This window comes from Sideroxyarcus sp. TK5 (assembly GCF_054601595.1).
In genome coordinates this window covers 1-12136 of record NZ_BAAHSJ010000005.1, presented here as the reverse complement: position 1 = coordinate 12136, position 12136 = coordinate 1, and the positions used below count along the sequence as shown (strand labels likewise).

At 57.8% G+C, this 12136-nt stretch carries 14 protein-coding genes; 5 read left to right on the top strand and 9 right to left on the bottom strand.

Going from position 1 to position 12136, the window contains the following annotated elements; genetic code table 11:
• Positions 1-18: 18 nt before the first annotated feature.
• The 5 genes from ACYPYQ_RS09515 to ACYPYQ_RS09495 all read right to left on the bottom strand — a co-directional run bounded on the left by ACYPYQ_RS09515 (position 19) and on the right by ACYPYQ_RS09495 (position 3135).
• Positions 19-219: a hypothetical protein gene (locus ACYPYQ_RS09515; protein WP_459723482.1), complete on the bottom strand. Its 201-nt coding sequence runs from the start codon at positions 217-219 to the stop codon at positions 19-21.
• Complete coding sequence (trxC, locus tag ACYPYQ_RS09510) at positions 198-632, bottom strand: thioredoxin TrxC (RefSeq protein WP_459723478.1); 435 nt, start codon at positions 630-632, stop codon at positions 198-200. The genes ACYPYQ_RS09515 and trxC overlap by 22 nt, the downstream gene beginning before the upstream one ends.
• A gap of 195 nt (positions 633-827) precedes the next feature.
• Entirely contained in the window at positions 828-1664 is an 837-nt protein-coding gene (nadC, locus tag ACYPYQ_RS09505; protein ID WP_459723476.1) for a carboxylating nicotinate-nucleotide diphosphorylase, read from the bottom strand.
• 3 nt (positions 1665-1667) lie between these two features.
• Positions 1668-2603, bottom strand: coding sequence for a bile acid:sodium symporter family protein (locus tag ACYPYQ_RS09500; RefSeq protein ID WP_459723818.1), 936 nt, complete (start codon positions 2601-2603; stop codon positions 1668-1670).
• 61 nt (positions 2604-2664) lie between these two features.
• Positions 2665-3135, bottom strand: coding sequence for a hypothetical protein (locus ACYPYQ_RS09495; protein ID WP_459723473.1), 471 nt, complete (start codon positions 3133-3135; stop codon positions 2665-2667).
• A gap of 105 nt (positions 3136-3240) precedes the next feature.
• Between ACYPYQ_RS09495 and clpB the strand changes: the two genes are divergently transcribed.
• The 3 genes from clpB (at position 3241) to ACYPYQ_RS09480 (ending at position 6943) form a co-directional block, all read left to right on the top strand.
• A complete protein-coding gene (gene clpB, locus ACYPYQ_RS09490; RefSeq protein ID WP_459723471.1) occupies positions 3241-5826 on the top strand; it encodes an ATP-dependent chaperone ClpB in 2586 nt (861 codons plus the stop codon).
• A 66-nt stretch (positions 5827-5892) separates the two neighbouring features.
• The gene (locus ACYPYQ_RS09485) at positions 5893-6201 is read left to right on the top strand and encodes a hypothetical protein (RefSeq protein WP_459723468.1); all 309 of its coding nucleotides are present in this window, start codon (positions 5893-5895) and stop codon (positions 6199-6201) included.
• Between the two features lie 166 nt (positions 6202-6367).
• Positions 6368-6943 carry a CZB domain-containing protein gene (locus ACYPYQ_RS09480; RefSeq protein WP_459723465.1) on the top strand — a complete coding sequence of 192 codons (576 nt, stop codon included), beginning with the start codon at positions 6368-6370 and terminating at the stop codon, positions 6941-6943.
• A gap of 21 nt (positions 6944-6964) precedes the next feature.
• Here ACYPYQ_RS09480 and ACYPYQ_RS09475 read toward each other — a convergent pair whose 3' ends face one another.
• On the bottom strand, positions 6965-8020 hold the full coding sequence (locus ACYPYQ_RS09475; protein ID WP_459723463.1) for an RNA methyltransferase: 1056 nt from the start codon (positions 8018-8020) through the stop codon (positions 6965-6967).
• A gap of 234 nt (positions 8021-8254) precedes the next feature.
• Between ACYPYQ_RS09475 and ACYPYQ_RS09470 the strand changes: the two genes are divergently transcribed.
• Positions 8255-8500, top strand: coding sequence for a hypothetical protein (locus ACYPYQ_RS09470; protein WP_459723461.1), 246 nt, complete (start codon positions 8255-8257; stop codon positions 8498-8500).
• A 39-nt stretch (positions 8501-8539) separates the two neighbouring features.
• On the opposite strand, the gene ACYPYQ_RS09465 is transcribed toward ACYPYQ_RS09470, so the two are convergent.
• Complete coding sequence (locus ACYPYQ_RS09465; protein ID WP_459723459.1) at positions 8540-9214, bottom strand: SIMPL domain-containing protein; 675 nt, start codon at positions 9212-9214, stop codon at positions 8540-8542.
• A gap of 248 nt (positions 9215-9462) precedes the next feature.
• Here ACYPYQ_RS09465 and ACYPYQ_RS09460 point away from each other — a divergent pair, with 248 nt between their 5' ends.
• A complete protein-coding gene (locus ACYPYQ_RS09460) occupies positions 9463-9861 on the top strand; it encodes a S24 family peptidase (RefSeq protein WP_459723457.1) in 399 nt (132 codons plus the stop codon).
• A gap of 181 nt (positions 9862-10042) precedes the next feature.
• Here ACYPYQ_RS09460 and ACYPYQ_RS09455 read toward each other — a convergent pair whose 3' ends face one another.
• Positions 10043-11482 (bottom strand): hypothetical protein, encoded by a 1440-nt coding sequence (locus tag ACYPYQ_RS09455; RefSeq protein ID WP_459723455.1) that lies wholly within the window; start codon positions 11480-11482, stop codon positions 10043-10045.
• Positions 11483-11609: 127 nt separating this feature from the next.
• Positions 11610-11888, bottom strand: a complete 279-nt coding sequence (locus ACYPYQ_RS09450; RefSeq protein WP_459723452.1) for a hypothetical protein — start codon at positions 11886-11888, stop codon at positions 11610-11612.
• Between the last annotated feature and the right edge of the window lie 248 nt (positions 11889-12136).

The following is a 12136-nucleotide window of genomic DNA, read 5'->3' as shown; positions in this document are numbered from 1 at the left end:
CCGGACGGCTTCCCGTTTTTACTTTGAATCGGCGCTTTCCAGCGATTTCCGATAACTGTCGTGATCCGGCGCGGGCTGCATCGCGCGATCTTGTGGCGTGCGCTTCGCATCGTTGCTTTGTCGTATCCCCTCATACAGGTTGTGCGCCGGGTCGGCACACCCTGCCAGCAACAGCAGCGCGAGCAGGCCGATCCGTGTCATATCTTCGATCTCGCCCACGCCACGATGCCGCGTGCATCCATCGCACCGGCCTGCCGCGCCACCTCGCGCCCGCCTTTGAAAACTGCCAGCGTCGGGATGCTGCGGATGTTGAACTGCGCAGCGAGGTGTTGCGCCTGTTCGGTATCCAGCTTCACTACGCGCATGAGCGGTTCCAGTTGCTGCGCCGCTTGTGCATAAGCCGGGGCCATCATCTTGCACGGGCCGCACCAGGGCGCCCAGAAATCCACCAATACCGGCACGTCGCTGTTCGAGATGTGGCGCATGAAGTTGGCCTCGGTGAGTTCGACCGGATGCGCGTCGAACAAGGCTTGCTTGCATTTCCCGCAGGTCGGTTGTGCTGACAGCTTGTCGGCGGGGACGCGGTTCACCGCATCACAATGCGGGCAGACGATGTGTTTCGGGTCGGACATGATCGCTCCTTTATTGATTAGCGATTCCTTATATATGGGTGGCCGGCGAGAATTCAAGCCCACCACACGTCATTCCGGCGAAGGCCGGAATCCAGCCAAAGAAAACACGCTGCGAAGTAGACAACTTCAGGTTTTGCCCCACTGCGTGGGAATTATCTCAATCATCTGGATTCCGGCTTTCGCCGGAATGACGGCTCAGGGAAGCAGCACGCGCATCGACAGGTCGATGGCTTTCACATCCTTGGTCAGCGCGCCGATGGAGATGCGGTCCACGCCGGTTGCGGCGATCAGCGGGATGTTCTCCAGCGTGATGCCGCCCGAGGCTTCCAGCTCGGCGCGACCGGCGGCGTGCTCCACGGCCAGTTTCATGTCGGCCACCGTGAAGTTGTCCAGCAGGATGAGCTTGGCTCCGACCAGCAAGGCTTCGTCCAGTTCGGCCATGTTCTCCACCTCGATCTGGATGGGGATATGCGGTGGTGTCACCCGGAACGCAAGTTCCATCACCTTGCCGATGCCACCCGCAGCCGCGATGTGGTTCTCCTTGATCAGCACGCCGTCGAACAGGCCTACACGCTGATTGCGCCCCCCTCCCACCGTCACCGCGTATTTCTGCGCATGGCGCAGGCCGGGCAGCGTCTTGCGTGTGTCCATGATCTTCGCCTTGTGCCCGCCTGCGGCCTCTACGTAGCGTCGCGTCACCGTGGCCACGGCCGACAGCGTCTGCAGGAAGTTCAGCGCCGGGCGTTCGGCCGACAGCATCGCGCGCGCATCGCCGCTTATCTCGCACAGCGTCTGGTTGGCCTCGGCCCGTTCGCCTTCCTTCAATTTCCATTCGATGCGGCAGGCCGGATCCAGCGTCAGGAAACATTCCTCGAACCACAAGGTGCCGCACAGTACGGCAACTTCGCGCGTGATGACGGTCGCCTGCGCCTTGCTGCCTTCGGGGATCAACTGGGCGGTCAGATCGCCCGTGCCGATGTCTTCTTCCAACGCGGCTTTCACGTTGGCGCGGATATGCGGGGTGAGACTCATGCTTTACTCCTTGTGTGCCGGGCGCGACCGCCACCAGGCGGCCAATATGCTACCGATGATCGAATGGAAACTTGCCGAGATCGCGGAAGGCACCGGCGCCAGCGCCATCTGCGGAAAGCTGCTGCGTGCCAGCACCGCCCCAAGCCCGGAATTCTGCATGCCCACCTCGATGGAGATGGTGCGCGCCGACAGTTCGTTCAGGCGCAGCACGCGCGCCAGCGCATAGCCCAACGCGAAACCGCCGGCATGCAGCAGGGCCACCGCCGAGAACAGCACGCCCGCCGAATGCTTCACCGTGTCCGCGTTGCTGCCGATGATGCTGGCGCAGATCAGCGCGATGAAGATCACCGACACCAGCGGCGCGACCGGCAGGATGGACTGCACGCTGCGGTGCGCGTAGCGGTTGAGCAGCATGCCGATCACCACCGGCAACAGCACCACTTTCACCGTGCTGGTGAACAGGCTCCACGCATCCACCGGCACATACGCGCCTGCCAGCAATTTGGTGAGCAGCGGCGTCATCGCCACTGCCGCGAAGGTCGAGCACATGGTCATCAGCACCGACAGCGCCACATCCGCTTTCGCGATGTAGCTCACCACGTTGGATGCCGTGCCGCCGGGGCAGCAGGCGACGAGGATCAAGCCCACCGCCAGTTGCGGTTCGAGGTGCAGCGACAGCGCGATGAACCAGCCGAGGAAGGGCATGATGGCGAACTGCGCGAACACGCCGATCACCACCTGTTTCGGCATCTGCAGCACGCGGCGGAAATCGTCCAGGCCCAGCGTGATGCCCATGCCTATCATGATCATCGCCAGGCCCCACACGATCATCTGGCCGTTGAACCAGGTGAACCAGTGCGGGAAGAGCAGGGCCAGGCCGCTGCATGACAGCACCCACAACGGGAACAGGTTGGCGAGCAGGTCGAACAGGCGGGCCACAGGTATCAAGATTCAGGGATGGACAAGGGCGCGAAGGCTATCACAGCAGGCAAGATCCAGCTCATGACGGCGCGCGCTCTTCGGCCAGCGCTTTCAGATACTTCACGAAATCCGGGTCCTCGCCGCCAAGTTGTTCGGCCAGCGCCGAGCGGAAATCCTCGCGCTGGCACCACTCGCGCATGTAGTCCTCCCACGAACGCCAGCGCCGCCACTGCTTGGGCGTCATGTCGTCCTCGTACAGCAAGAGGTAAGCGCGCTCGAACAGCGAGATCAGCATGCTGAACACGATATACATGCGCTCACGCTGGATGTCGTCCAGATCGCCGGTCTTCTCGGTCGAGAACAGGCGCAGGTCGGAATGTTCCAGCGCCACCTTGAGGAAATCCTGGTAGTTGTCCGACAGCAATTGATAGACCGCCTCGTCCTCGTTGTCGCGCTCCTTGCGCTGCTCGAAGATGAACACGAAGATCGCCAGCGGCAGACCGACCACGGTGACGACATAACTCAGCAATTCCCAGGTTTCGAGGTTCATAATGGGAACGTACCCCGCCGCCTGTGCCCGGTCAATAGCCACTTGAAATCCCGGATGACTGCCCCATTTACCCGGCAGACAACAATTCCCGTCAAGGAGTGCACCATGCGTTTCGACAAATTCACCACCAAGCTGCAACAAGCCCTGTCCGATGCCCAAAGCCTGGCCGTCGGCGCCGACAACCAGTTCATCGAGCCGCAGCATCTGCTGCTCGCCATGCTCAACGATGCCGACAGCGGGGCAGGCTCGCTGCTGGCGCGCGCCGGCGGCAACGTCAACGCGCTGAAGACCGCACTCAACGAGGCGGTGACCCGCCTGCCCAAAGTGGAAGGCCACGGCGGCGAAGTGCAGGTCGGCCGCGACCTGTCCAACCTGCTCAACCTCACCGACAAGGAAGCGCAGAAGCGCGGCGACCAGTTCATCGCCAGCGAGATGTTCCTGCTCGCCGTCACCAACGACAAGGGCGAATGCGGACGTCTGTACAAGCAACACGGCATCACCCGCGCCGCGCTGGAGACCGCCATCAACGCGGTGCGCGGCGGCGAATCGGTCGGCTCGCAGGAAGCCGAAGGGCAGCGCGAGGCGCTCAAGAAATTCACCCTCGACCTGACCGAACGCGCCAGACAGGGCAAGCTCGACCCGGTCATCGGCCGTGACGACGAGATCCGCCGTGCGATACAAGTGTTGCAGCGCCGCACCAAGAACAACCCGGTGCTGATCGGCGAACCCGGCGTGGGCAAGACCGCCATCGTGGAAGGTCTGGCACAGCGCATCATCAATGGCGAAGTTCCCGAGACGCTCAAAGGCAAGAAAGTGCTGTCGCTGGACATGGCTGCATTGCTGGCCGGCGCCAAGTATCGCGGCGAGTTCGAGGAGCGCCTGAAATCCGTGCTGAACGAACTGGCCAAGGACGAAGGCCGCAACATCGTGTTCATCGACGAGATCCACACCATGGTCGGTGCGGGCAAGGCCGAAGGCGCGATGGACGCGGGCAACATGCTCAAGCCCGCGCTGGCGCGCGGCGAACTGCACTGCATCGGCGCGACCACGCTGGACGAATACCGCAAGTACATCGAAAAGGACGCCGCGCTGGAGCGCCGTTTCCAGAAGGTGCTGGTGGACGAGCCATCCGTGGAATCCACCATCGCCATCCTGCGCGGCCTGCAGGAGAAATATGAACTGCACCACGGCGTCGAGATCACCGATCCCGCCATCGTCGCGGCCGCTGAACTCTCGCATCGCTACATCACCGACCGCTTCCTGCCGGACAAGGCCATCGACCTCATCGACGAGGCCGCCGCGCGCATCAAGATGGAGATCGACTCCAAGCCGGAAGTCATGGACAAGCTCGACCGTCGCCTGATCCAGCTCAAGATCGAGCGCGAAGCGGTGAAGAAAGAGAAGGACGAGGCTTCGCAGAAACGTTTCACCCTGATCGAGGACGAGATCGCCAAGCTGTCGCGCGAATATGCCGACCTCGAAGAAGTTTGGAAGGCGGAAAAGGGCGCGGCCCAGGGCACGGCCCACGTGAAGGAAGAGATCGACCAGGTGAAGGCCGAGATCAACCGCCTGCAACGCGAAGGCAAGCTGGAGAAAGTGGCCGAGCTGCAATACGGCAAGCTGCCGCAACTCGAAGCCAAGTTGAAAGAGGCCGCGCAGCGCGAGGCCGAAGGCGGCGCGCAGAAGAACAAGCTGCTGCGCACCCAGGTCGGCGCGGAAGAGATCGCCGAAGTGGTGAGTCGCGCGACCGGCATCCCCGTGTCGAAGATGATGCAGGGCGAGCGCGACAAACTGCTCAAGATGGAAGAGAAGCTGCACGAGCGTGTGGTGGGGCAGGACGAAGCCGTGCGCCTGGTGTCCGACGCCATCCGCCGTTCGCGTTCCGGTTTGAGTGATCCGAACCGTCCCTATGGTTCCTTCCTGTTCCTCGGCCCCACCGGCGTGGGCAAGACCGAGCTGTGCAAGGCGCTGGCCGGCTTCATGTTCGACTCGGAAGACCATCTCATCCGCATCGACATGAGCGAATACATGGAGAAGCATTCCGTCGCGCGTTTGATCGGCGCGCCGCCGGGCTATGTCGGTTATGAAGAAGGCGGCGGCCTCACCGAGGCCGTGCGCCGCAAGCCGTACAGCGTCATCCTGCTGGACGAAGTGGAGAAGGCGCACCCGGACGTGTTCAACGTGCTGCTGCAAGCGCTGGACGACGGTCGCATGACCGACGGTCAGGGGCGCACCGTGGACTTCAAGAACACCGTGATCGTGATGACGTCAAATCTGGGTTCGCAGATGATCCAGCAGATGAGCGGCGACGATTACCAGGTGGTGAAGCTGGCGGTGATGGGCGAGGTGAAGACTTATTTCCGTCCCGAGTTCATCAACCGCATCGACGAGGTGGTGGTGTTCCACGCGCTGGACGAGAAGAACATCAAGTCCATCGCCCGCATCCAGTTGCAGTATCTGGAGAAACGTCTGGCCGCGATGGAGATGAAGCTGGAGATCACGGAAGCCGCACTGTCCGAGATCGCCAACGCCGGTTTCGATCCGGTGTATGGCGCACGTCCGCTCAAGCGCGCCATCCAGGCACAACTGGAGAACCCGCTGGCCAAGCATATCCTCGAAGGTCACTTCGCTGCGAAGGACACCATCAAGGTGGATTGCAAAGCGGGTGTGATGCGCTTCGACAAAGGCTAAGCAGCAAGACGGCGCGCCGGCTCGATCCGGCGCGCCGTTTTTTTCAATCCACAAAAGGTTCGCTTGATGCAGATCCGATTCGTAATGCCTCCTCCCGCCAACCCGCCCAGCCTGTTGCGCAAGATCGTGGGGGTGGTCGTCACCATCGCGGTTGCCGTCGTTGCCTTGATGTTCTCAGCAGTGTTCTTCGCGGTCATCGCCGTCGTCGGTCTGATCGCATGGGCATACATCTGGTGGAAGATGCGCGGAGTGCACAAACAGATGCGTGCATTCGCAGAGCAGAGCCAATCCGTGATGCGTGAACAGCGCGCCAGCAACGACGAAGTTTTTGAAGGCGAAGTGATACGAGTGGTCGATCCCAAAGAAGTGAAATGAGCGAGGCGGGGCATGCCGGGGTTCGTTGATTGCATAAAAGCAACAAATTGATCGCGATATTTCAATGGCTTAGCGTAGAATGCGCCCGCGCCGTGTAAATGCAAGGCGATTGGCCGGGATGATGCGGTCCTTTTGAGCAGTCAAATCTCACACAGTATGGTGGTCGATGAAAAAGCTCTCGTTCATTATCAACGTCGTCATCGTATTTGGCATCAGCGTCGAACTGGTGCTTATCCTGTTCGGCAAGCTCAGTGCCGATCAACTGTTGATCTCCAGCGCGGTGTCGGGTCTGGTGATCCTGGTCTCGGTGAAGCTGCTCAAAGATGCGTTGATCAAGCTGTTCGGTCTGTCCGACGACCAGCGTGAGGCGGTCAAGAACGAGATCAACGTCATGGACGAGATCGAAGCTCACATCGCGTGGAAGCTGAGCCTGCAGAACTATCTGGATGGCAAAACGAAAGGGGATGTGCAGCTTGAACAGATCATGCGCGACGACCTGTGCGATCTGGGCAAGTGGCTGCACGGCCCGGCAAAGACCGTTTTCGGCCCGAACAACAAAGGCATCCAGACCCTGACCGAACAGCACTCCCGCCTGCATACCGCAGCCGGTTTCGTGGTGAAGAACATCCAGGAAAAGAATCTCGCCGCAGCGAAGAAGATCATGGACGGAGAAGTACGCATCGCCTTCCACGAAGTCATGCGCACCCTGAACGTATTGAACACAGTGCTCACCACCAAGTGACCGCGCCCGACTGGCTTGCGCTCACAAATCTTGTAACAACGCCTTCTTCCGCATTTCCAGACGAGTGACGGTCTGCCCGGCTGTCGCATGCCTTGCGCGTAACTGACCGCAGGCACCTTCCACCTCCTGACCCGCCGAATCGCGCAACTGCGTCACGATACCGTTCTGTTTCAGCGTGCCCACCATGCGCGCCATGCGTTCGGCAGAAGGGCGGCGGTAGGGCAGGCCGTCCACATCGTTGAACGGGATGAAATTCATGATCGCGTATCTGCCGCTGAGCAGCTCGACGATGCGCGCCAACTCATCATCGCTGTCGTTCATCCCTTCGATCAAGGTCCACTGGTACTGCGTCGGATATCCCGTCGCGCGTGCATACACCTCGCAACGTTCCACCAGTTCGGCCACCGGTATCAGCGGCGCATGCGGCAACAGCGTCGCGCGCAGCGCATCGTCGGTGGCATGCAGCGACAGCGCGAGGGCGGGCTTCACGGTCTCCTGCGGCAACCGCTCGAACACGCGCAGGTCCCCCACCGTCGAAAGCACCAGGTTCTTGTGCGGGATGTTGCCCTGCATCCCCAGCACCTCGATAGCTTCCAGCACATTGTCCAGATTGTGCGCCGGCTCGCCCATGCCCATGAACACCACCTTGCTCACCGCGCGGCGTCTGCGCGCCAGCACCACCTGCGCCACGATCTCCGCGCTGCTCAGTTGGCGCAACAAACCGGCGCGGCCGCTCATGCAGAACACACAGCCCACCGCGCAACCCACCTGCGTCGAGATGCACAGCCCGCCGCGCGGCAGCAACACACTCTCCACCATCTGCCCGTCGTTGAGTTCCAGCAGCAAGCGCGCCACTTCCGCATCGGCAGGATATTCGCCATGCAACCGCGCCAAGCCCTCCAGCTCCGCCTCGATGGCAGGCAAGGCTGCACGCATCGCGGCAGGGAAGAAGGTTGCCGCCGGACTGCCCTTGATGTCGTAAGACCGCACCTGACACCAGCCGCGCAGCAAACGGTCTGCATGGCAGGGTTTCGCGCCGAGGTCGTACAAGCGTTGACGGAGGAGGGAGAGACGCATGGAATGGTATTGATGGGTCGCAAAGGCGGAGCGGATTCTAACTCAAGCCGTTAGCGCCATCGGGAAGTGGCAGGTGGAACTGCCCATCTGCTGGCAGCCATCAGCGAAGTTTGATGCAACCCAAAAGCCGCATATATGTTAAGGTTATTGCGCGACCGATCGTAACGGCAGTCCGGGATCACAAGAAAATAAATATGATCGCCGCGAAAGTTGAAGGACTTGACGGGGAGAGACATGCATAAATTCTTTTTTTTCATAAGGACACGCGACGGCCTGCCTATCGCGCGCCTGATGATCTCGGGCAGGGATCGGGCGGAAGCAGAACGCAAACTGAAGCAGATGTACCATCACTGCGAGATCGTCAGTTGTGAGTCCGGCCATCACTCGGCAAACACGCATCGTGTGAACCAGCTCGCCGAAGGTCTTTGCGCATTGTTCGCAAAGAAAGAAAGTCAGACCGGGAAACACCCCACCCTCTAGTGGTGCCGCAAATCCGCTGGCCACGTGAACGTGGCTGACTCAATGGGTCTCTATCGTCCCGCTGATCTGCACGGTCATGCGGCTCTCGCCGCTGGCGAATTCCGGTGCTGAGATGGAAGAACTCACCTTGGCCGCGCGCATCATCGGCATGGGGTGGTTCGGCATGCCGCTGTTGATGCCCATATGCACGGTCTTGTAAGCCTTCGCACCCACAGCGGCACGTATCGCCTCGGCACGCTGCTGGAAAGCCTTGATAGCCTCGGTGATCAACCCATTCTCGATCCGCGCGCGCGTGTCCGGTGCCACACTGAACTGCACGCCGCCCAGTTGCATGCCGGACTGCAACTGCATGATCAGCTCGCCCGCCGCCTTGAAATCGCGCGACTCGATGCGTATCTCGCCGTGCCCGCGCCATGCCTCGATCTGGTTGTTTCGGCCATACACAGGAAAGGTCTGCTGGTTGCCGCTGCTCGCCTTCACCGCGCTGAACGCCGCCGCCTTCTTCAGCGCATCGTTCAGCGCCGCATTCATCTGCTGCGCAACGCGCGCGGGCTGTTTGTCCTGAATATCCACCGACAAGGTCGCGGTCAGCAGATCATTCGCCACCTCGCGCGCCGCCTCCACCTGAAAATCCACGCGGTTGTACACCGCCGGTTCCGCCAACGCCCACCCACTGGCAAACAAAGTCCCAAACAACAATGCAAAACGCAACATGGCAACCTCCCGGAAATGAACGTCCCGTATGCTAAAACAAAACAGATGGAGGCAATGAACAAGAATGGTTTCGTCGTTCCCGCGAAAGCGGGAACCCAGTTAAAACAAAAAGCTGGATTCCCGCTTTCGCGGGAATGACGACTCGGTCGGTGCTTTTATAGTGAGATGTGCCGCAGCCCCCTAACGGGTCATTCAACCGCCGCCGGATAGACGCTATCATCCGCCCAAACCAAACAGAGCGATAAAGCATGCAACCGCGCAAACCCATCGACATCCCCGTCATCTCCGCCGACACCCCGACAGGCGAACCCGCCGGCAGCAACTGCGACGGCAAAGAGATCGTTGCGCTCATGGTGCTGGGCGACAGCATGGCCCCTGAATTCACCGAAGGCGAGATCCTCGTCATCCAGATGGGCGCGCCCGCCACCGAAGGCGCATACGTCATCGCAGAAGTCGAAAAGGATGACTTCATCTTCCGCCAACTCAAGCGCGACGAGAATGGCGGCTGGCGACTCGTCGCCCTCAACTGGGCATACCCCGACACACCGCTCTCAGGGCTGGAATCGATCAAGGGCGTGGTCACGCACAAGCGCAACGCAAGGTCGCGGAAGTCGGTGAAGAGTTACGTGCCGCAGGCGGAGGGGTGAGGGGGGTGTTGTTTTGCAGATAATTGAAAAGCCCGGCGATGCCGGGCTTTTTCGTGGGGAATAATGTGATGCTGACACCTTTGATTCAAGGGGTATGCGATGCTGACCCCTTTAGCTCTCTTGTTGATTCCCCTCTTTGATTCTCTGTGGGTATTGCGATGTTGACCCTATATCGCTGGATTTAAAATGGTCTATGTGGAATCAGCAAACATTTGGCTTCTTTAGACTCCCACATATTATCTGCAATAAGTTTATCTCGAATTTGTTCAGAATATTCTGAAGGCAATGGTGCTTTGCCAAAATCTATCAACAGATATTCCACCGAAGTTAGCTTGGTGTTGCCTGGCTCAATAGCTATTCCAATCACCTCACGCACGCTATCAAATTTAAGTTTACATCTATAGCTGTACGCAATAAGGTCATTCCATTTTTGTTCCTTATATTGTTTGTCGGTATATTCTGGCGGCCTAGGTAGCGACATAAGAACATACGCGAGATCATTTTCCGGGCTCCTGAAAATTGTTCGAGTGAATCGTTTTCCTTCAATATTTACTTCGTTTGCTCGGTGAAAGCTTTCTCCTAGAGTTCGTCTCGTAATCCGATCTTCCTGAGCCATCGCGCGCATGATGCGCTCGTACATTTCAATTGATTCATCTCCAAATATCGTACTCGCTGTGCCAGAAATTATATGTTCGTTCTGGAATTCAATTAGATTGTCCCAGAGATAACTGATTTCATTTTCCTTGATTCGCTTGCGATATTCTTTGCTCGACACAAGTTTTGTCCAACCACCTTCGCGGAGTGCTATCAATGATCCAGGCGGGGCTTCAGGGAAATGGTGTTGATTGCTTACTGGGTCATATCTTGTTAAGTAAGTAGCAAGCAGTTCCTCTTCACCAGGAACTATTAAATCGACGCCCGATGTTGAAAATACTTCCTGTTTTTTTGTCAGATAGTTTACGAAGTCTGAAATGGTGTCGAGTTCCTGCAAAACTATATCGAGGGTAGTTTCATCAAAAACATGAACAATTCTCCGACTTGGTAGTGTCCACCCAATACGGAATGGGGCACTGTAATGGTCTCTTTGAACAAGTTCCGTATCTATGAATAAGCTACCAGAGCTACCACCTCCCCAATATGCTGTTGCGTGCTCGGAAGCCCCCCGAGCTACCGCAATCAAATGAATGCGTTGTTTCGAAGGATCGGGTAGTTGTATGGGGAGTTTGGTAGTGCAGCTTGGGTCGAGGAATAACTTATCAGGGAATCGTTTTAGCCATGCTTCTGCTCCGGAAAGTTGCTTGGCGGATTTTTCAATTGCGCGTTTATACCAACGACTCCAGGCAACATTTATATCAGCATGTGGTTTGAACTCACAGTGCTTGTCTGAGAAGAGAATGACATCATTTCCAAATACCACCAGAAGGTCACAGAACTCCTTGCCGTTTCCTGTGCCTTTTCGACCCTCATCCGTGTAAACATTTGAATAGCTCCACAGAGAAAGAAAAGCTTTCTGAGCTAGACGGCCTAGATATCTCTCTGATTCTGTGGTGCCGGACGTGGCACGGGAATTAATCCATGCTTTCGAATAATGTGGAGGGATGTCAGGTGCAGATGTTGGCATCGTTATTGTGCGCAGTTTAATTGTTATTTAGACCTGCATGCTTGGGTAGTGGAAGGCGTGCCGATATTCAATTGGAAGCCGTGGTCAGTCCTTGATTAATATAATCATTGTGATGTTGCCCCAATCACTACTTCCCCTTTTTCTTTCTTAGTTGCGCAGTACTTTGCTCGGGGATATCAATCAAGGCATAAACAACGGCATGCTTTCGTTCGAGACTCGCAGTGACAACCTCTTTCATAAAATCGCTTTCTTCAGCGGAAGTTCCAATCCACCCACCTTTTGCCAACGTAACGAATTCCGTATTGTTTAAGTATCGATGGCAATTTCGATAGCCGATTTGCTTGCCGCCGTTCTGCCCTGTTGCTTGAGGTAAGGCTAGAAACTCTTCGACATGAAGTGCATTCATTGACATCCCTGAAACAAGGCTAGCTTCAGCTGCATCTGGCTTCCGTCGTTCACAAAATTTGAAATAGAATGGCTCATCATTTAGCCTAATTCCTGCTAGAGATGAGGTTATCCCCCCCCGCTTTCGCATAGCTATCCGTGACCTGCTCCCTATAGACCGTACCATCTAGAAGTTAGTAAAGTCCGCTTTTGAAGAGAGGCGGAAATGAAGAAGAGTCGATTTAGCGAAGAACAGATCATTGGGTTCAT